This is a genomic window from Pseudomonas sp. B21-059 (assembly GCF_026016285.1).
Lineage (GTDB): Bacteria > Pseudomonadota > Gammaproteobacteria > Pseudomonadales > Pseudomonadaceae > Aquipseudomonas > Aquipseudomonas danubii.
Genome location: NZ_CP087201.1, coordinates 347,535 through 366,850, shown reverse-complemented (window position 1 = coordinate 366,850; position 19,316 = coordinate 347,535). Strand labels below are relative to the sequence as shown.

At 64.6% G+C, this 19,316-nt stretch carries 16 protein-coding genes; 15 read left to right on the top strand and 1 reads right to left on the bottom strand.

The window, feature by feature from the left end:
• The first annotated feature begins 99 nt into the window (after window positions 1-99).
• From LOY69_RS01675 to LOY69_RS01650, 6 genes are all read left to right on the top strand, one after another.
• A complete protein-coding gene (locus LOY69_RS01675; protein WP_102862716.1) occupies window positions 100-873 on the top strand; it encodes an ABC transporter ATP-binding protein in 774 nt (257 codons plus the stop codon).
• A gap of 13 nt (window positions 874-886) precedes the next feature.
• Window positions 887-1,639: an ABC transporter substrate-binding protein gene (locus tag LOY69_RS01670; RefSeq protein ID WP_102882144.1), complete on the top strand. Its 753-nt coding sequence runs from the start codon at window positions 887-889 to the stop codon at window positions 1,637-1,639.
• 65 nt (window positions 1,640-1,704) lie between these two features.
• Complete coding sequence (locus LOY69_RS01665) at window positions 1,705-2,400, top strand: ABC transporter permease (protein ID WP_016963587.1); 696 nt, start codon at window positions 1,705-1,707, stop codon at window positions 2,398-2,400.
• Window positions 2,397-3,086, top strand: coding sequence for an ABC transporter permease (locus tag LOY69_RS01660; protein ID WP_016963588.1), 690 nt, complete (start codon window positions 2,397-2,399; stop codon window positions 3,084-3,086). The genes LOY69_RS01665 and LOY69_RS01660 overlap by 4 nt, the downstream gene beginning before the upstream one ends.
• 48 nt (window positions 3,087-3,134) lie before the next feature.
• A complete protein-coding gene (locus tag LOY69_RS01655) occupies window positions 3,135-4,346 on the top strand; it encodes a methyltransferase (protein WP_110595350.1) in 1,212 nt (403 codons plus the stop codon).
• Window positions 4,347-4,547: 201 nt separating this feature from the next.
• Window positions 4,548-6,272 carry a BBE domain-containing protein gene (locus LOY69_RS01650; protein WP_265074059.1) on the top strand — a complete coding sequence of 575 codons (1,725 nt, stop codon included), beginning with the start codon at window positions 4,548-4,550 and terminating at the stop codon, window positions 6,270-6,272.
• Between the two features lie 374 nt (window positions 6,273-6,646).
• On the opposite strand, the gene LOY69_RS01645 is transcribed toward LOY69_RS01650, so the two are convergent.
• On the bottom strand, window positions 6,647-8,230 hold the full coding sequence (locus LOY69_RS01645; protein ID WP_102862712.1) for a peptidase M20: 1,584 nt from the start codon (window positions 8,228-8,230) through the stop codon (window positions 6,647-6,649).
• Window positions 8,231-8,546: 316 nt separating this feature from the next.
• Between LOY69_RS01645 and LOY69_RS01640 the strand changes: the two genes are divergently transcribed.
• The 9 genes from LOY69_RS01640 (at window position 8,547) to LOY69_RS01600 (ending at window position 19,309) form a co-directional block, all read left to right on the top strand.
• Window positions 8,547-9,464 carry a LysR substrate-binding domain-containing protein gene (locus tag LOY69_RS01640; protein WP_110651095.1) on the top strand — a complete coding sequence of 306 codons (918 nt, stop codon included), beginning with the start codon at window positions 8,547-8,549 and terminating at the stop codon, window positions 9,462-9,464.
• Window positions 9,465-9,613: 149 nt separating this feature from the next.
• Window positions 9,614-10,705 carry an ABC transporter ATP-binding protein gene (locus LOY69_RS01635; protein WP_213664576.1) on the top strand — a complete coding sequence of 364 codons (1,092 nt, stop codon included), beginning with the start codon at window positions 9,614-9,616 and terminating at the stop codon, window positions 10,703-10,705.
• Between the two features lie 91 nt (window positions 10,706-10,796).
• Window positions 10,797-11,909, top strand: a complete 1,113-nt coding sequence (locus LOY69_RS01630; protein WP_123391710.1) for an ABC transporter substrate-binding protein — start codon at window positions 10,797-10,799, stop codon at window positions 11,907-11,909.
• Window positions 11,910-11,919: 10 nt separating this feature from the next.
• Window positions 11,920-12,756 carry an ABC transporter permease gene (locus LOY69_RS01625; protein ID WP_102882151.1) on the top strand — a complete coding sequence of 279 codons (837 nt, stop codon included), beginning with the start codon at window positions 11,920-11,922 and terminating at the stop codon, window positions 12,754-12,756.
• Between the two features lie 7 nt (window positions 12,757-12,763).
• Complete coding sequence (locus LOY69_RS01620; RefSeq protein ID WP_115581401.1) at window positions 12,764-13,579, top strand: ABC transporter permease; 816 nt, start codon at window positions 12,764-12,766, stop codon at window positions 13,577-13,579.
• A gap of 582 nt (window positions 13,580-14,161) precedes the next feature.
• Window positions 14,162-14,638 (top strand): formate dehydrogenase subunit gamma, encoded by a 477-nt coding sequence (locus tag LOY69_RS01615; protein ID WP_110651103.1) that lies wholly within the window; start codon window positions 14,162-14,164, stop codon window positions 14,636-14,638.
• Entirely contained in the window at window positions 14,638-16,197 is a 1,560-nt protein-coding gene (locus LOY69_RS01610; protein WP_265074058.1) for an NADH-ubiquinone oxidoreductase-F iron-sulfur binding region domain-containing protein, read from the top strand. The genes LOY69_RS01615 and LOY69_RS01610 overlap by 1 nt, the downstream gene beginning before the upstream one ends.
• Window positions 16,194-19,091, top strand: a complete 2,898-nt coding sequence (gene fdhF / locus LOY69_RS01605) for a formate dehydrogenase subunit alpha (protein WP_265074057.1) — start codon at window positions 16,194-16,196, stop codon at window positions 19,089-19,091. Before LOY69_RS01610 ends, fdhF begins: the two co-directional genes overlap by 4 nt.
• Window positions 19,088-19,309 (top strand): formate dehydrogenase subunit delta, encoded by a 222-nt coding sequence (locus LOY69_RS01600; protein WP_265074056.1) that lies wholly within the window; start codon window positions 19,088-19,090, stop codon window positions 19,307-19,309. Before fdhF ends, LOY69_RS01600 begins: the two co-directional genes overlap by 4 nt.
• Window positions 19,310-19,316: the final 7 nt, after the last annotated feature.

Genomic DNA, 19,316 nt, shown 5'->3' with positions numbered 1-19,316 from the left:
GTAGCGCTGTTGGCTGCGCTTGGAACCCTATGCTAGCTTGGCGCCTCGCCAGGAAGGCCGCCAACAGCAGGAGCACAATGAACTCTATGAGGACCGCACATGGCTGAGGCCACGCCCGCGCTTGAAATCCGCAACTTGCACAAACGCTACGGCACTCAGGAGGTACTCAAAGGTATCTCGCTGACCGCACGCGACGGTGACGTGATATCGATCCTGGGTTCCTCCGGCTCCGGCAAGTCCACTTTCCTGCGTTGCATCAACCTGCTGGAAAACCCACACCAGGGCCAGATCCTGGTGGCCGGCGAAGAGCTCAAGCTCAAGGCCGCGAAAAACGGCGAGCTGGTGGCCGCCGACGGCAAGCAGATCAACCGCCTGCGCAGCGAAATCGGGTTCGTCTTCCAGAATTTCAATCTCTGGCCGCACATGAGCGTGCTCGACAACATCATCGAGGCACCGCGCCGGGTGCTGGGCCAGAGCAAGGCCGAGGCCATCGAAGTGGCCGAAGCGCTGCTGGCCAAGGTCGGTATCGCCGACAAGCGCCACGCCTACCCGGCCCAGCTGTCCGGCGGCCAGCAGCAACGCGCCGCCATCGCCCGCACCCTGGCGATGCAACCCAAAGTCATCCTGTTCGACGAGCCGACCTCGGCCCTGGACCCGGAAATGGTCCAGGAAGTCCTCAACGTGATCCGCGCCCTGGCCGACGAAGGCCGTACCATGCTGCTGGTCACCCATGAAATGAGCTTTGCCCGCCAGGTCTCCAGTGAAGTGGTATTCCTTCACCAGGGCCTGATCGAAGAGCAGGGATCGCCACAGCAGGTCTTCGAGAACCCGCTTTCGGCACGCTGCAAACAATTCATGTCCAGCAACCGCTAACGGAGCTACACGCATGCAGAGCTATAAGAAGATCCTCCTGGCCGCTGCCGTCACTCTGGCTTTCAGCGCCAGCGCTGCCGCCGAGACCCTGAAAATGGGCATCGAGGCCGCCTACCCACCGTTCAACAACAAGGATGCCAGCGGCCAAGTGGTCGGCTTCGACAAGGACATCGGCGACGCCCTGTGCGCCAAGATGAAAGTCGAATGCACCGTGGTCACTTCCGACTGGGACGGCATCATTCCGGCCCTGAACGCGAAGAAGTTCGACTTCCTGATCTCCTCGCTGTCGATCACCGACGAGCGCAAGCAGGCGGTGGACTTCACCGACCCGTACTACTCCAACAAGCTGCAGTTCATCGCGCCCAAGGCCAAGACCGACTTCAAGACCGACAAGGCCTCGCTCAAGGGCAAGATCATCGGCGCGCAACGGGCGACCCTGGCCGGCACCTGGCTGGAAGACAACCTGGGTGACGACATCACCATCAAGCTCTACGACACCCAGGAAAACGCCTACCTGGACCTGACGTCCGGCCGCCTGGACGCGATCCTGGCCGACAAGTACGTCAACTACGAGTGGCTGAAAAGCGAAGCCGGCAAGCCTTACGAGTTCAAGGGCGACCCGGTTGAAGAAAGCGACAAGATCGGGATTGCCGTGCGCAAGAAAGATCCACTGCGCGAGAAGCTGAACGCCGCTCTGAAAGAAATCGTGGCCGACGGCACCTACAAGAAGATCAACGACAAGTACTTCCCGTTCAGCATCTATTGATACTGACTTGCCTGACCGGCGCCTGCCCCCTGGGCGCCGGTCCTTAGCAAAGCCATCCAGACCCCATGAATATCGATCTCTACGGATTCGGCCCGGCGCTCGCCGCCGGTGCGCTGATGACCGTCAAGCTGGCCCTCTCGGCATTGTGCCTGGGACTGGTGCTCGGCCTGCTCGGCGCCTTGGCCAAGACTTCTCCGTACAAGCCGTTGCAATGGCTTGGCGGCGCTTATTCGACCCTGGTGCGCGGCGTTCCCGAGCTGCTCTGGGTCCTGCTCATCTACTTCGGTACGGTCAACCTGATGCGTGCCCTGGGCGAGTTCTTCGGCAACCCCGACCTTGAACTCAATGCCTTCGCCGCCGGGGTGATCGCCCTTGGCCTGTGCTTCGGCGCCTACGCCACTGAAGTGTTCCGCGGCGCGATCCTGGCCATTCCCAAGGGCCACCGCGAGGCCGGCATGGCCCTGGGCCTGTCGAAATGGCGGATCTTCACCCGGCTGATCATGCCGCAGATGTGGCGCATCGCCCTGCCGGGCCTGGGCAACCTGTTCATGATCCTGATGAAGGACACCGCCCTGGTGTCGGTGATCGGCCTGGAAGAAATCATGCGTCACTCGCAGATTGCCGTGACCGTTTCCAAGCAGCCGTTCACCTTCTATATGGTCGCCGCCTTCATGTACCTGGGCCTGACCGTGCTGGCCATGACCGGCATGCACTTCCTGGAAAAACGCGCCGCTCGCGGCTTCGCAAGGAGCGCCCAATGAACTGGGAAGTGATCATCAAATGGCTGCCAAAGCTGGCTCAGGGTGCAACCCTGACCCTGGAGCTGGTGGCCATCGCGGTCATCGCCGGCCTGCTGCTGGCGATCCCCCTGGGCATCGCCCGCTCATCACGGCTGTGGTACGTGCGCGCCCTGCCCTACGCCTACATTTTCTTCTTCCGCGGCACACCGCTGCTGGTGCAGCTGTTCCTGGTGTACTACGGGCTGGCGCAGTTCGATGCGGTACGTGAAAGCGCACTGTGGCCTTATCTGCGCGATCCGTTCTGGTGCGCCACCGTGACCATGACCCTGCACACCGCGGCCTACATCGCCGAGATCCTGCGCGGTGCGATCCAGGCCATCCCGCCGGGTGAAATCGAGGCCGCGCGGGCCCTGGGCATGTCCCGACCCAAGACGCTGTTCTACATCATCCTGCCGCGCGCTGCGCGCATCGGCCTGCCGGCCTACAGCAACGAAGTGATCCTGATGCTCAAGGCCAGTGCCCTGGCCAGCACCGTAACCCTGCTGGAACTGACCGGCATGGCACGCACCATCATTGCCCGCACCTACCTGCCGGTGGAGATCTTCTTCGCCGCCGGGCTGTTCTACCTGGTGATGGCCTACGTCCTGGTACGCGGCTTCAAGCTGCTGGAACGCTGGCTGCGAGTCGACGCCTGCCAGGGACGCTGATCTTCCCCCGCTCCCACCAGGGAGCGGGCCTGCCCGGACCCACCGCCCATGCCCTCGATCCTCCAAGGCCCCGCGCTGCTCGATCGCTTCCAGGCCCTGGACGGCTTCCTGCTTGAACACCAGGCGCTCTGGCGCCCGCGCCCGTTCCACCATCTGCAACTGCCGTGGGAAACCGCTCATCCCGAACTGGCCCAGTGGCTACGCCAACGCTCCCTGGAAGACGCCGAAGCCGCCCACAACCAGCCGCAGCAACTCCAGGCACCGGCGCCCTTTGCCCCACTGGCGGAGCAGGCCCGAGCACTCGGCGCGCTGGGCGAACTCCCCATAAAGGCACTGCCCGCGCCTCACCCGCGCCTCAATGTCGACGTGCCCGGGCGCAAGTGGCAGCAGATCGAAGCCTTCGCCGCCTGCCTGCAATTCGACCGCACACCCACTCACTGGCTCGACTGGTGCTCCGGCAAGGGCCACCTCGGCAGGCGCCTGCTGCAACCCGGGCAGCAACTGACCTGCCTGGAATACGACCCGGCGCTGATCGACAGTGGCGAGCAACTGAGCCGGCACCACGGTTTGCCCGCCCGCCATGTGCAACAGGACGTGCTGGCCGATGACACAGCCCAGCACCTCTGCGCCGAGCACAGTCCGGTGGCCCTGCATGCGTGCGGCGATCTGCATGTGCGCTTGATCCAGCTGGCCAGCCAGCAGGGTTGTCCACAGCTGGCCATTGCCCCGTGCTGCTACAACCGCACCCGCGCCAGCCACTACCGGGGCTTATCCACAGCGGCCCAGGCCTCGCGCCTGGAACTGTCCCTGGAGGACCTGGCCCTGCCCATGAGCGAAACCGTCACCGCCGGCGCCCGGGTCCGGCGTCAGCGCGACACCTCCATGGCCCGGCGCCTGGCCTTCGACCTGCTGCAACGGCAAGTGCGGGGCCTCGACGAATACCTGCCGACACCTTCGCTGCCCAGCCACTGGCTGGACAAGCCCTTCGCCGACTACTGCCGCGACCTGGCCGCCCTCAAGGACTTATCCACAGTCGATTGCCAGGATTGGGCCGCGCTCGAAGCCGCCGGCTGGCAGCGCCTGGCCCAGGTGCGCAACCTGGAACTGTTGCGCGGCCTGTTCCGCCGCCCGCTGGAATTGTGGCTGGCCCTGGATCGCGGGCTGTTCCTGCAAGAGCAGGGCTATGCCGTGCGCCTCGGAACCTTCTGCAAGGCCCCCTTGACCCCCCGCAATCTGCTCCTGCTGGCAGAACGCCCATAACCTGCCGCTGCACCGGCTCTAGCCGAAGTTCGTCGTGCAGGCCCCCTGCGGCCAGTGACCTTGAAAAACGGACATCGGACACCCCATGGGAAACCCACAACCCATTGAAAGTCGCCGATCAAGCCGAGGGATGTCCGCAACTTCACAAAAGAAAAAAACCAAGCTCATGACGCCTACTAGTCTCTAAGGCGTGCAGGGCATATGCCGCACTCAAGCCACAGCTCTGGCGCAACTCAAGCGGTCATGTTTCGACAGGAAGTCACCAAGTTCACCATCACTGACAGGGAGTTAACCATGAACATCATCGACCCTCAGGCACACACCTACGAAACCCTGCAAAAGGGTTTCAACTTGCGTTGGCCACCCAGTATCGAACAGGGCGCGAACCGAATTTATGTGTGTACAACACCTGATGAAGTTCTGACGGCAGCCAATACAGCACTGCATGATGGCTATCGCATTACGGTGCGCAGTGGCGGCCACTGCTACGAGGGCTTTGTTTCCAACAAGTTGAGCGGCGAGACACAAAACCTGGCGATTATCGACATCGGTGAAATGAAAGGCCTGAAGTACGACGAGAGCCAAACCATCACTTCTCCCTGGGATAGCCAGAACAAGAAGTATCGTTTCATGGCATTGACCGGCAATCAGAACTGGGACGGCTACCTGTCGCTGTACAAGCAGGCCGGGCGCACCCTTCCTGGCGGCTCATGTTATTCGGTCGGTTTGGGCGGGCACATCAGCGGCGGCGGTTACGGTTTGTTATCGCGCCTTCAGGGCTTGACCGTGGACTGGGTCACCGGCGTCGACATGCTTGTGCCTGTGGAAAACTCACGGCAACTGGAGTTCCGGCATGTTCGCGCGGACAGTCCCTCGAACAACGACAAGGCATTGTTCACCGCCTGTTGCGGGGCCGGCGGTGGCAACTTCGGCATCATCATCGGCTACTACTTCGACCAACTCCCCCAAGCCCCGCAACAAGCCTACTGGATTCCCCTGGCCTACCCGTGGAAAGAGCTGATTCCCAACTTCTCGAACTTCCTGCGGGCCTATTGGCAATGGTTTTCGGATAACGACGCCGCCGCGACCAGCCTGGTGGAAGGCGTAGGCAACGGCGGCTTGTTCACCCTGCTGAAACTCAACCATGTGGATACCTCCGACCATGTGGTGCTGGCGATCCAGTACACCGGCCCTAATGGCCGGGTCGGCGGTGCCAACGATATCCCGCTCAACGACTTCATCAGCAAGATGAATGCCGCGGCGGGCATCACGCCAACCCTGCATGACGGCTTCATCGCCCCCAACATTGCCCCGCTCAGGCACCCGCTTGCCGGCAGGAAGTTCAAAGGGGCGGTGGCTGAACACACGGCAATGGATTGGCTGTACGTCACTCAAATGATCAACGGCTCGGGCAACAATCAGCGGGGCAAATACAAGTCTGACTATCAGGTCGAACAATTCTCCGAGCAGGCCTGCAACGCCTTGCTGACGCACTTGACCGAAGCTACGCCAGACAAACGCTTCAGCCAGTCGCTGGTGCAGATCGATTCCTACGGCGGGGCGATCAACAAAAAGGGCATGGGCACCACCGCGGTTCCGCAAAGAAGCTCACTGCTCAAAGCCCAGTACCAAACGTACTGGACCCACGCTGCCGACGACGCGGTGCAAATCGCCTGGATTCGCAACATCTTCACGGCCGTGCACGGCGGCAAGCCAAAGCGCCCTGCCTACGATGGCTGCTACATCAACTACCCCGATGTGGACATGAAGTACACCGCCACCGGCACGGTAGACCCCGACTGGTTGAACCTGTACTACGGCTGGAATAGCGAACTCATCAACAGACTGTCCAACTTGAAAGCCGCCATCGACCCCAACAACCTGTTTCGTCATGAACTGTCCATCCCGGCCACAAAGGCCGAGTAGGTTGCAGCCTGGCCACCCACCGGCAGCATGACCACAGCCTGCTCGGCTGAGCCTGCGTCGCAGGTTCGATGAGCAGGCTGTGGAGCCGTGCGACAGGCTGTCGCGACCTGTGGATAAGTCTGTTGATGGAATTCTGGCAAAGCCTTGGATTGCATAGCGCTGGAGGACTTTCTCGGACTGGTCATTTTTTGTTCACAAAATAAAATCCCGAAAAAACAGCCAGTTGCATAAAGATGAGAACGGCTCCACAAATTCGACAGTTCCCGGCCCTGGCAACCCATCCGTTGTGCATAAACACCTGAGCGAACGGGCATAACGCCCCTCGCCCAAGTGCCTTGGAGCGACCTCAGGCAAGGGCCTGATAGCGGCTGCCGCTACTCGTCGGCCCGCGCTGGAATCCACCACTCTTCGCCCCGGGCGGTGCTGATGTACTCCGGCCAACGGAAATCATGGGGCACCTTGAAGTCCTCAGGCAGCAGCGGCGCCTGCCAGCGGCTGCCGCCGATGCCGCCGCCGGTACGCTCGACGAACTCGGCCTTGGCCGCGCTGAGCAACGCCTCGTCGGTCAGCAGGTCCACCAGGGTCGCGGCGATGGTCTTGGCGGCGACCTCGATCATCGGGTCGATGGTCTGGCGAATGCCGCCCAAGGCGTTGGACACCCAGTCCGGATAGACCGTGCCCGGCGGCGCGCTGAGCATCGGCCGGGCCACCAGCAGGCGCACGGTCGGGCAGTGCCAGGTGTATTCCGGGTAGTCGTCGGAGGTCAGGTAGTTCTGCCAGGCCGGCATTTGCAGGCGCATCTGGCGTTCGCATTCCTGGGGCTCGATCAAGGCTTCGGTGGCCGGCAGGAAGGGCTTGTCCATGGCTTCAAGGCCGAGGTTGCGCTGGATCTCGCGTGCGATTTCCCGCGCTTCTTCGTCCCACTGCGGGGCCCCTACTGCCGCCAGGTTGTCGTAGGTGGCCTGGGCCATGACGTGGTTGGGCAGGCCGCCCCGGGACTTGCAGACCCAGGTCTTTTTCCAGCGACAGCCGGTGGCCATGGCCGCCGCCGCAGCGTTGTTGTCCATGACCTGGGAGATGGTTTCGGCCTGCTCGATGGAGTCGCAACGCAGCAGGTACTGGATCTGCGACAGGTGCGGCGGCAGGTTGTCGGCGGTGGCCTGGCCGGCGGTGAGAATCGCCTCGTTGTAGCTCCACAGGCCGGTGAACGGCAGGGTCGAGCGACGCAGGCTTTCGTTGAGGGTGTAGAAATGCACCAGGGCGTCGTTGGCCCCCGGCGCTCGGGCCGCCAGGTGGTTCTGCGGAATCGGGCTGTAACGATCGGCGGCGATCCAGTTCTGCGGGTCCTCGCAGGTGAAGCTGTAGATGTAGGCGTAGGCAATGCCGCAGTGCGTGTCCCAGGTGGTGGTGTTGTTCAGCGGCAGCATGTAGGTGGGGTGGAAGCTGATGGCCGCGTCGAGGTCGTCGTAGTAGCCCTTGGCAGCGTGGACCGGCTTGGAGGCGCGGAGTTTTTCCGCCGGCTCGCCGAAGAACCTGATGCTGCCCTGCAGGCCGAATTCCACCATGGTCGCCTTGGCCGCCAGGGCCCCGCCGAGGGCACTGATGCCCAGGGCCGAGTGCGGGTCAGTGTGCCCCGGCGCAAAGCGCGACAACCCATCGCGCGGCTGCTTGCGGGTGGTGGCCGCCTGGCAGTTGCCGGGCACCGCATCGTACTCGCCGTAGGTGGCCAGCAGCGGGCCCTGGCCCTGGGTGAAGGTGGCGCAGAAGGCCGTGGGCATGCCGCCGCTGCCGCGCTCGACGGTGAAGCCCTCGGCCTCCAGCAGTTCGACATACCAGGCACAGGACTTGTATTCACGGAACGCCGGCTCGGCGTAATGCCAGATGATCTGGTGCCAGTCCGACAGTTGCTGGCGGTGGCGCTCAACCCAATCGAGAGCGAATGCTTTGTAGCGGGACATGCGCGGCACTCCTGGTTATCCAGGTTCCGGCCGGCCGCTGCCCGGACGCCTCGGCACCCGTGCAAGACCTGCAGGACCTCTTGTTGTTATAGGGATGGTCCGGTCGGTTGCGGCCCGGATCGAGGTCCAGTATTGGTGAAGCGGCTGCGACATCAATCGAATTTTTTCGCCAGCAATGTCAAAGAAAATTGACCAGTTCGGCGCCGTCGCGGCCCATACTGCGACGCGGCCGGCCCCTCCTCGGGGTCCTGCCTGGGCAGCATCCAGGTACCGGCCGGCCCCCTTCGAAGACAGGTTTCCTTGACCCGGAGTTTGCATGCGCTATCCCTCGATCACTGCCCTGCGCGCCCTCGACGCCGTGGCCCGGCTCGGTAGCGTGACCGCCGCCGCCCAGCAACTGAGCCTGACCCGCAGCGCCATCAGCCACCAGATCATCAGCCTGGAACAGAGCCTGGGTTTTGCCCTCACCGAACGGGTCGGGCGCGGCATCGGCCTGACCTACCAGGGCGAGTGCTACGCCCGGGAAGTGCGGCGCATCCTCGCGGACATCCAGGACGCTGGACGGCGCTTCGACGGCCAGGCGGTGTCGGGCAAATTGCGCATCAGCTGCAACCCGGGCTTTGCCAGTTTCTGGCTGTGCAACCACATCAACGGCTTCCTGCGCCAATACCCCCAAGTGCAGCTGCAAGTGGTCAGCCCTCGTGCCCAGGACGACACCAGCGACGCCGAGGCCGACCTGTTTATCGCCTATGGCATCGGCGACTGGCCGGGGCTGCTGGTGGAGCAGATCGTCACCCTGCGCTTTTCACCGGTGTGCAGTCCGCGCCTGATCAACGCCATCGGCGGTTTGAAGAGCCCGCTGGACCTCAAGGACTTTCCGTTGATCCACATGAGCGACAGCAGCGACTGGCGGGTCTGGCTGGCGGCCGCCGGTGCCAGTCAGGTCAACCCCGACCGTGGCATTACCTTCTCCGACGCCCATTGCGCGCAGTCCGCCTGCATCGCCGCCCAGGGCGTGGCCATCGGCGACAACCTGCTCAGCGGCGACGCCCTGGCCCGGGGGCTGCTGGTGCGCCCGTTCGACATCAGCATCAGCGCCCTGCGCGGTTATTTCCTGGTGATCGATCCGGCCAAGGCCGAACGGCCGGCGGTCCAGGCGTTCAGCGACTGGCTGAAAAACCAGCTGCTGGTCAGTGCCCAAAGCATCAGCGACAACCCGCTGAGCGAGCCGTGAAGGCCGGGTCGAATGGGAAATTTCACTCACCAATGAGGCAAAAATTATTCCATTGATGTGGCGTTGCTTTTCACAATAATGAGTTCACCACCTGCTGCACACACAATAAAAACTCAATCGTGCAGGTGGGTTTCCGGGAGATCTCTGTAGTGTCCAGCAGCCCCTCGACTCAACTCAGCGCCCAAGGAATCAGCCAGTATTACGGCAACTTCACTGCCCTGGACGGCATCGATCTGGACGTTCGCCAAGGCGAATTCCTCACCCTGCTGGGCCCCTCCGGCTCAGGCAAGACCACCCTGTTGATGATCCTCGCGGGCTTCCTCAGCCCCAGCGCCGGCAAGCTGCTGGAGCGTGGCGTCGACATCAGCCGGCGCCCGGCGGAAAAACGCAACTACGGCATGGTGTTCCAGGGCTACGCCCTGTTCCCGCACATGAGCGTGGCCGACAACGTCGCCTACCCGCTGCGCATTCGTGGGGTGAAGGCCGAGGAGCGCCAGCGCCGGGTCAAGCACATCCTCGAGGTGGTGGGCCTGGGGGCTCACCTGCACAAGAAGCCTTCCGAGCTTTCCGGTGGTCAGCAACAGCGCGTGGCCATTGCCCGGGCCCTGGTGTTCGAACCGGACATGTTGCTGCTGGACGAGCCGCTGTCGGCCCTGGACAAGAACCTGCGCGAGCAACTGCAGACCGAGCTGCAGCGCATTCACCGCCAGGTCGGCACCAGCTTCGTCTTCGTCACCCACGACCAGGGTGAAGCCCTGGCCCTGTCGACCCGGATCGCCATCTTCAACCAGGGACGACTGGCGCAGATCGACACCCCGGAAACCATCTACGACCGGCCGAAAAACCGCTTCGTCGCCGAGTTCCTCGGCAAGATGAACCTGTTCCCGCTGCAGGGCCTTTCCCGCAACGGCGGCCAGGCCAGCGGGCGCTTTGGCGACAGCCCGCTGCACGCCACCACGACCGGGGACATCAGCAACCAGCCGCAGTTGCTGGCGGTGCGTCCGGAACACATGACCCTGCACACCGAGCGCCCGCAAGCCGGCGAACACAACGTGCTGCCCGCCTGCCTTGGCGAGCGGGTCTACCAGGGCTCCAGCACCCACCTGGCGCTGAACATCAGCCCGGAACTGGCACCGGTCAACCTCTCGGTGCCCGGCGATCACCCCGGCGCCCGATTGCCCAGTGGCACCCCGGTGTGGCTGAGCTGGCCGGTGCGCCACAGCTTCCTGCTGGAAGCCTGAGCCGACCACGCTCGCTGTCGAGCGTTTGCGTAGAAAGCCAATCACACTATCGGCCGGCGCCTGGCGCATCGGCCTCGCGAGGACTTGCCCCATGAGCCAGCACCATCAACGCGACTGCATCGAAATCCTCATCGAAAAAGCCCGTGGCGGGCAGGTCAGCCGCCGCACCTTTATCCAGGCCATGGGCCTGCTGGCCGCAGTGCCCCTGGCGCTGCGCAGTGGCATCAGTTGGGCGGCGGACAAACCGCTGGTGGTAGTCAACTGGGGCGGCGACGCGCTCAACGCCTTCCGCAGCGCCTGGACCGACAGCTTCACCCAGAGCACCGGCATCCCGGTGCGCATCGACGGCGCCGGCCCCACCGAAGGGGCGATCCGCTCACAGCTGGCCAGCGGCCGGCCGAGCTGGGACGTGGTGGATGTGGACAGCTACAGCGCCATGACCCTGGGCCGCGACAAGGTCCTCCAGCCCCTGGACTACAGCGTGGTGCAGCGGGATCTGGTGGCCCCGGAGCTGTCCCACGAACACGGCGTCGCCGGCTACCTGTTCAGCTACGTGATCGCCTGGGACAGCCAGAAATACGGCAACAACGGCCCCAAGAACTGGGCCGATTTCTGGAACGTGGAGCAATTCCCCGGCAAGCGCACCCTCTACAAGTGGATGAACGGCATGCTCGAAGCCGCGCTGCTGGCCGACGGCGTGGCCGCTGACCAGCTGTACCCGCTGGACGTGCCTCGGGCCTTGCGCAAGATCGATGAGCTCAAGCCCCACGTCCTGTCGTTCTGGGGCTCGGGCGCCGAAAGCCAGCAGCTGATGATCGAAGGCGAAGCCTCCATGGGCGCCATCTGGCACACCCGCGCCACCCTGCTCCACGAGGACAGCGAGGGCCGCATCCAGTGGGGCTTCGACCATGCCTTCCTCAACGCCAGCAGTTGGGGCGTGCTCAAGGACAACCCGGCAGGCGCCGCGCCGGCCATGCAGTTCATCCAGCACGCCTTGCAGCCCGCCGGGCAGCTGAAGCTGTTCGAAGCCTTGGGCAATGGCCCGTCCAACGCCGCCACCCAGCAGTTGATGAGCGCCGAACAGCGGGAGATCAACTGCGCCTCCGAAGCCAACATGAAGAAGCAGATCTTCCTCAACACCCAGTGGTACGCCGACCACTACTCCAGCACCCTGGAGCAGTACCTGACCCACCTGTCCAAGTGAGCCGTCGACCATGAGTGCAACCCGAACCGCACGCCTGGAACGCAGCCTGCTGCTGTTTCCCCTGCCGTTGCTGCTGGTGGTGTTCTACCTGCTGCCGTTCTTCGGCGTGGTGAGCTGGAGCTTCACCCTGCCCGAGCCCGGGATCGAGCAATACCAGCGCATTGCCACGGACCCGGCGATCCACGACATGCTCCTGCGCACCTTGCGCCTGTGCCTGACCGTGAGCCTTCTGGCCCTGGTGATCGGCTACCTGCTGGCCTATTGCTGGGTGTTCAGCCCGCCGTTCTGGCAGCGCATGGTGGAGATCTGCGTGTTCATCCCGTTCTGGATCTCGGTGCTGGTGCGGGCCTTCGGCTGGCTGATCGCCCTGCGCAGCAATGGCGTGGTCAACGACAGCCTGCTGTCCCTGGGCTGGATCGATCATCCGTTACAGCTGACCCGCAACGAGCTGGGGGTGGTGATCGGCATGCTGCACTTCATGATCCCCTATGCGCTGTTCCCGCTGCTGTCGAGCATGCGCCAGCTGGATCAACGGGTGCTGCTGGCCTCCCGCGGACTGGGGGCCGGCGCGCTGCGGACCTTCTGGCAAGTGCTGCTGCCCCAGACTCTGCCAGGGCTGCTGGGGGCCTTCATCATGGTCTTCGTGTTCTGCCTGGGCTTCTTCATCACCCCGGTGCTGCTGGGCGGCGGGCAGACGGTGATGATCGCCGAGTACGTGTTCCTGCAGATGTTCCAGACCAGCAACTGGGGCCTGGGCGCGGCCCTGAGCCTGGTGCTGCTGACCCTGGTCAGCGCGCTGATCTGGCTGCTGCTGCGCATCACCCGTGTCAATCGACTGGTGGGTTGAGGTCACTATGAATACACATCGCACTGCCCTGAGTACCCGCTTGATCGCCGTGGTCGCCATGGCCTTCATGCTGTTCCCGCTGCTGACGGTGATCCCGGTGTCGTTCACCGCCAAGCGCTACCTGTCGATGCCGGACGGCAACTGGTCGCTGCGTCACTACGAGGCGCTGCTGAGCAACCCCGACTGGTTGTCGAGCATCGGCCAGAGCCTGGCGATTGCCAGCGCCACCAGCCTGATCGCCACCGTACTGGCGGTGAGCTTCAGCCTCGGCATCTGGTACCTGCGCTCGCGCCTGGCGACCTTGCTGATCGGTCTGGTGCTGCTGCCCATGGCCATTCCGCCGGTGATCTCGGCGCTGGTGCTGTATTTCATGGAAACCAACCTGGGGCGCATCGCCCCGGGCTGGGGCTACGACACCCTGCCCGGGGTGGTGATCGCCCACGTGGTGATGGTGGTGCCCTACGGCGTGGTGACCATGCTGGTGGCCCTGAGCCAGGTGGACCGGCGCATCGAGCTGGCCTCGCGCAACCTGGGAGCGAGCCTGATGCAGACCACCTTCCTGGTGATGCTGCCCAACCTCAAGCTGGGGATCTTCTCCACTGCGCTGCTGAGCTTTGCCCTGTCCTGGGAGGAGGTGGCGGTGACCCTGTTCATCACCAGCGTCGACGTCAACACCCTGCCCCGGCGGATCTGGAGCGGCCTGCGGGACAACGTCGACCCCAGCGTGGCGGCGATCTCGGTGCTGCTGATCGGCCTGACCCTGCTGGTGCTCATGGGCCGCCTGGCCTTGCAGTACGCCGCCCAGCGCCGCGCCCGCACCTGACAGGCCCCTGTGGCGAGGGAGCTTGCTCGCTCGCCACCCCTTCTTTCGCGCTCGTGACTAGGCTTTGTACGAAAAGCCTTGATACTCGGTGATGCTGCGTTGAAAACGGTCTCGTGCGCGAGTCTGATCGGAATGCTCATTTACAACCCGTAAAGTCGAACGCGACCCCGGCCGTTCCTCGACCGTTTTCGCCTTGCCTGACCTTCGTCTCAAATCTTTTCGTACAGAGCCTAATCGCCTTCTAGCTGACCGACGTCATGCCTCGCCCCCCGCGTTTTATCCGATAGTGCGCAGCTCGCTCCAACGGCTTGCCCGGGCTCTTCTAGACTCGATGGGTGGTCGTATTCGGAACCGAACGGGTCGCTTTCGTGCGGTTCAATCAGAGGCAGCGTGTCAAGCTGCCCTTTATGCCCTGAACAGGTGCGGCAACGACCGTACCGGGTACAACAAGATACCCATTCAGGGTGCATGGCCAACGGCCTGAAACGCCGCGCTACCGTGACGTGGCAACCAGTGCCGCAGCCGACACTTTCGGACAGCCGACAACCACCAGGTTCGTCCGTGACCGTGAGGAATTGCTGTATGCCTGATGAAACACTGCATCTGCCGTTGATCCACACCCTGCTGGAGCGTCACAAAGGCTCCCCGGGTGCGCTGTTGCCGATTCTCCATCAGATTCAGGAAGAGCTCGGCTACATCCCCGATCTGGCCGTCCCCGACATCGCCCATGCGCTCAATCAGAGCCAGGCGGAAGTGCGCGGGGTGATCAGCTTCTACCATGATTTTCGTACCGCGCCACCGGCGCGGCACATCCTGCGCCTGTGCCGTGCCGAGTCCTGCCAGAGCCGCGGCGCCGAGCAACTGGCGGCGCAACTGCGCGCACGCCTGCAACTGGATGACCACGGCAGCAGCGCCGACGGTTCCATCAGCCTGCGGCCGGTGTACTGCCTGGGAGCCTGTGCCTGCTCGCCGGCCCTGGAGCTGGATGGACAGTTGCATGCCCGAGTCAGCGCCGAACACCTGGACGCGCTGCTGGACAGTTGCCGGGAGGACGCGTGATGCCTAGCCTCTATCTGCCCTGTGATTCCCTGGCCCGGGCCGTGGGCGCCGACGCGGTGGCCGACGCCATCGCCGCCCAGGCCGAGCAGCACCAACTGCCGCTGCAACTGCAACGCACCAGCTCCCGAGGCCTGTACTGGCTGGAACCATTGCTGGAAGTCGATACCCCGGACGGACGCCTGGGCTTCGGCCCGGTGAGCGTCGCCGACGTGCCCTCGCTGCTGAAAGCCCTGCAAGACGCCCCCACCAGCCATCCCCTGGCCCTGGGCCGAGTCGAAGACCTGCCCTACCTGAAGAGCCAGCAACGCCTGCTGTTCGCCCGCGCCGGTATCACCCGGCCGCTGTCCCTGGCGGACTATCGGGCCCACGGCGGCTTCGAGGGCCTGAGCCGCGCCATCGCCCTGGGCGGTGAGCAGACCGTGGCCGCGGTGCTCGACTCCGGCCTGCGCGGCCGCGGCGGCGCGGCGTTTCCCGCCGGGATCAAATGGCGCACCGTGCGCGACACGCCGCCGCAGCAAAAGTACGTGGTGTGCAACGCCGACGAAGGCGACTCCGGCACCTTCGCCGACCGCATGCTGATGGAAGGCGACCCGTTCCTGCTGATCGAAGGCATGGCCATTGCCGGTATCGCAGTCGGCGCCAGCTACGGCTACATCTACGTGCGCTCGGAATATCCCCAGGCGGTGGCAACCCTGCGCGAGGCTCTGGACATCGCCCGGGATGCCGGTTACCTCGGGGCCAATGCCGGCGGTAGCGGCCAGGCGTTCGACATGGAGGTACGGGTCGGCGCCGGGGCCTATATCTGTGGCGAGGAAACCGCGCTGCTGGACTCCCTGGAAGGCAAGCGCGGCATCGTTCGCGCCAAGCCACCGATCCCGGCGCTGCAAGGCCTGTTCGGCCAGCCTACCCTGGTGCACAACGTGCTGACCCTGGCCTCGGTGCCGCTGATCCTGGAAAAGGGCGCGGCGTTCTATCGCGACTACGGCATGGGCCGCTCCCTGGGCACCATGCCCTTCCAACTGGCGGGCAATGTGCGTCACAGTGGCCTGGTGGAACGGGCCTTCGGCCTGACCCTGCGCGAGCTGGTGGAAGGCTACGGCGGCGGCACCGCCAGCGGCCGGCCGCTGAAGGCTGCGCAAGTGGGCGGCCCGCTGGGCGCCTGGGTGCCACCGGCGCAGTTCGATACACCGCTGGATTACGAAGCCTTCGCCGCCATGGGCGCGATGCTCGGCCACGGCGGCGTGGTGGTGGCCGATGACAGCCTGGACATGGCCCACATGGCGCGCTTCGCCCTGCAATTCTGCGCCGAGGAATCCTGCGGCAAATGCACCCCGTGCCGCATCGGCTCGACCCGCGGCGTAGAGGTCATCGACCGCCTGCTGGCAGCCCCCGATCAAGGCCGCCGCGACGAGCAGGCGCTGATTCTCAAAGACCTGTGCGACACCCTGCAATACGGTTCGCTGTGCGCCCTGGGCGGGATGACCTCCTACCCGGTGGCCAGCGCCCTGAAGCACTTTCCCGCCGACTTCGGTCTGCAGCCCTCGGAGGCCGACCAATGATCAGTATTTTCGACCCTGCCACAGACATCGACCTCAACGCCGTGGACTTCGGCACCCCGGCCCGCGACAGCCAGGTGCAAGTCAGCCTGAACATCGACGGGCGCAGCATCAGCGTGCCCCAGGGCACCTCGGTGATGCGCGCCGCGGCGCTGATGGGCACCACCATTCCCAAACTCTGCGCCACCGACAGCCTGGAAGCCTTCGGCTCGTGCCGCATGTGCCTGGTGGAAATCGACGGCATGCGCGGCTACCCGGCCTCCTGCACCACCCCGGTCAGCGAAGGCATGGTGGTGCATACCCAAACGCCGAAGCTGGCGACTCTGCGGCGCAACGTGATGGAGCTGTACATCTCCGACCACCCGCTGGACTGCCTGACCTGCTCGGCCAATGGCAACTGCGAACTGCAGACCGTGGCCGGCCAGGTGGGCCTGCGGGAAGTGCGCTACGGCTATGACGGCGCCAACCACCTGGACGATCAGAAAGACAGCTCCAACCCCTACTTCGACTACGACCCCAGCAAGTGCATCGTCTGCAACCGCTGCGTGCGCGCCTGCGAGGAAACCCAGGGCACCTTCGCCCTGACCATCAGCGGCCGCGGCTTCGAGTCCCGGGTCGCGGCGGCCGGTGGCGACAACTTCCTGGACTCCGAATGCGTGTCCTGCGGCGCCTGCGTGCAGGCCTGCCCGACGGCGACCCTGATGGAAAAAAGCGTGGTGGAAATGGGCCAGCCGGAGCGGGCAGTGATCACCACCTGCGCCTACTGCGGGGTGGGCTGCTCGTTCCGCGCCGAGATGAAGGGCGAGCAACTGGTGCGCATGGTTCCGGACAAGAACGGCCAGGCCAACCACGGCCATTCCTGCGTCAAGGGCCGCTTCGCCTGGGGCTACGCCACTCACCCGGATCGCATCACCAAGCCGATGATCCGCAAGCACATCAACGACCCGTGGCAGGAAGTCAGCTGGGACGAGGCGGTGACCTACGCCGCCAGTGAGCTGCGGCGCATCCAGTTCAAGTACGGCCGCGACTCCATCGGCGGCATCACCTCCAGCCGCTGCACCAACGAAGAAACCTACCTGGTACAGAAGCTGGTGCGGGCGGCCTTTGGCAACAACAACGTCGACACCTGCGCCCGGGTCTGCCACTCGCCCACCGGCTACGGCCTCAAGCAGACCCTGGGGGAATCCGCCGGGACCCAGAGCTTCGACTCGGTGATGCAGGCCGACGTGATCCTGGTGATGGGTGCCAACCCCAGCGACGCCCACCCGGTGTTCGGCTCCCAGCTCAAACGGCGCCTGCGTGAAGGGGCCAAGCTGATCGTCATCGACCCACGGCGCATCGACCTGGTGGACGCGGTGCACGCCCGCGCCGAGTTGCACCTGGCCCTGCGTCCGGGCACCAACGTGGCCATGCTCAATGCCCTGGCCCATGTGATCGTCACCGAAGGGCTGGTCAATCAAGAGTTCGTCGCCGCCCGCTGCGAGCCGGAAGCCTTCGCCCAGTGGAGCGCCTTCGTCAGCCGCGCCGACAACTCTCCGGAAGTGCTCAGCGCGATCTGTGGCGTGCCCGCCGCCGACATTCGCACCGCCGCGCGTCTGTACGCCACCGGCGGCAACGCGGCGATCTACTACGGCCTGGGCGTCACCGAACACAGCCAGGGCAGCACCGCGGTGATGGGCATCGCCAACCTGGCCATGGCCACCGGCAACATCGGCCGCGAAGGGGTCGGGGTGAACCCGCTGCGGGGGCAGAACAACGTCCAGGGTTCCTGCGACATGGGCTCCTTCCCCCACGAGCTGCCGGGCTACCGGCACATCTCCAACCAGGCGGTGCGCCAGGAGTTCGAGCAGGCCTGGAACGTCACCCTGCAAGCCGACCCCGGGCTGCGCATTCCCAACATGTTCGAAGCGGCCCTGGGCGGCAGCTTCAAGGGCCTGTACTGCCAGGGCGAGGACATCGCCCAGAGCGACCCCAACACCCAGCACGTGACCGCGGCCCTGTCGGCCATGGAATGCGTGGTGGTGCAGGACATCTTCCTCAACGAAACCGCCAAGTTCGCCCACGTGTTCCTGCCGGGCTCCTCGTTCCTGGAAAAGGACGGCACCTTCACCAACGCCGAACGGCGCATCTCCCGGGTGCGCAAGGTCATGGAGCCCCTGGGCGGCAAGGCCGACTGGGAAGGCACCCTGGCCCTGGCCGCGGCCCTGGGCTACCCGATGCACTACAACCATCCCTCGGAAATCATGGATGAGATCGCCCGCCTGACCCCGACCTTCACCGGTGTCAGCTACGCCAGCCTGGACCGCCACGGCAGTCTGCAATGGCCGTGCAACGACGCCGCGCCGGACGGTACGCCAACCATGCACATCGACGAGTTCGTGCGCGGCAAGGGCCGTTTCATGCTCACCGGCTACGTGCCCACCGACGAAAAGGTCAACGGCCGCTACCCGCTGCTGCTGACCACCGGCCGCATCCTCAGCCAGTACAACGTCGGCGCCCAGACCCGGCGTACCGACAACGTTGCCTGGCACGCTGAGGACCGTCTGGAAATCCACCCCACCGACGCCGAGAGCCGGGGCATCAATGAAGGCGACTGGGTGGGCATCGGCAGCCGCGCCGGGCAGACCGTGCTGCGGGCCCGGGTTACCGAGCGGGTAGCGCCGGGGGTGGTCTACACCACCTTCCACTTCCCCGAATCGGGGGCCAACGTGATCACCACCGACAACTCCGACTGGGCCACCAACTGTCCGGAGTACAAGGTCACGGCGGTGGAAGTCAGCCGCGTCTACCACCCTTCCGAATGGCAGAAGCGCTACCAGGCCTTCAGTGAAGAACAGCAGAGTCTGCTGGACAAGCGCGGCCGGTCCCGGGGCGGCAAGGCGGAGGTGCGTCGATGAGTACCGCCAACCTGATCAAGATGGCCAACCAGATCGCCGCGTATTTTGCCAACGAGCCGGATCAGGCGCAGGCGGTGCTCAGCGTGCGCAATCACATGCAGATGTTCTGGACCCCGGCCATGCGCAAGGAACTGCTGGCCTGGCAGACCGAGCAGCAAGGCGCACAGCTGCATCCGTTGGTCCAGCAAGCAGTACGTGACGCGGGCTGGGAGGCCTAGGCAAAAG

What these genes read in the sequence shown, in the direction of transcription:
- LOY69_RS01615 (WP_110651103.1), top strand. Translation starts at nt 14,162, where the DNA reads ATGCCTGATGAAACACTGCATCTGCCGTTGATCCACACCCTGCTGGAG.
- fdhF (WP_265074057.1), top strand. Translation starts at nt 16,194, where the DNA reads ATGATCAGTATTTTCGACCCTGCCACAGACATCGACCTCAACGCCGTG.
- LOY69_RS01645 (WP_102862712.1), bottom strand. Translation starts at nt 8,230, where the DNA reads ATGTCCCGCTACAAAGCATTCGCTCTCGATTGGGTTGAGCGCCACCGC.
- LOY69_RS01670 (WP_102882144.1), top strand. Translation starts at nt 887, where the DNA reads ATGCAGAGCTATAAGAAGATCCTCCTGGCCGCTGCCGTCACTCTGGCT.
- LOY69_RS01610 (WP_265074058.1), top strand. Translation starts at nt 14,638, where the DNA reads ATGCCTAGCCTCTATCTGCCCTGTGATTCCCTGGCCCGGGCCGTGGGC.
- LOY69_RS01650 (WP_265074059.1), top strand. Translation starts at nt 4,548, where the DNA reads ATGCCGCACTCAAGCCACAGCTCTGGCGCAACTCAAGCGGTCATGTTT.
- LOY69_RS01630 (WP_123391710.1), top strand. Translation starts at nt 10,797, where the DNA reads ATGAGCCAGCACCATCAACGCGACTGCATCGAAATCCTCATCGAAAAA.
- LOY69_RS01600 (WP_265074056.1), top strand. Translation starts at nt 19,088, where the DNA reads ATGAGTACCGCCAACCTGATCAAGATGGCCAACCAGATCGCCGCGTAT.
- LOY69_RS01625 (WP_102882151.1), top strand. Translation starts at nt 11,920, where the DNA reads ATGAGTGCAACCCGAACCGCACGCCTGGAACGCAGCCTGCTGCTGTTT.
- LOY69_RS01655 (WP_110595350.1), top strand. Translation starts at nt 3,135, where the DNA reads ATGCCCTCGATCCTCCAAGGCCCCGCGCTGCTCGATCGCTTCCAGGCC.
- LOY69_RS01665 (WP_016963587.1), top strand. Translation starts at nt 1,705, where the DNA reads ATGAATATCGATCTCTACGGATTCGGCCCGGCGCTCGCCGCCGGTGCG.
- LOY69_RS01640 (WP_110651095.1), top strand. Translation starts at nt 8,547, where the DNA reads ATGCGCTATCCCTCGATCACTGCCCTGCGCGCCCTCGACGCCGTGGCC.
- LOY69_RS01660 (WP_016963588.1), top strand. Translation starts at nt 2,397, where the DNA reads ATGAACTGGGAAGTGATCATCAAATGGCTGCCAAAGCTGGCTCAGGGT.
- LOY69_RS01620 (WP_115581401.1), top strand. Translation starts at nt 12,764, where the DNA reads ATGAATACACATCGCACTGCCCTGAGTACCCGCTTGATCGCCGTGGTC.
- LOY69_RS01675 (WP_102862716.1), top strand. Translation starts at nt 100, where the DNA reads ATGGCTGAGGCCACGCCCGCGCTTGAAATCCGCAACTTGCACAAACGC.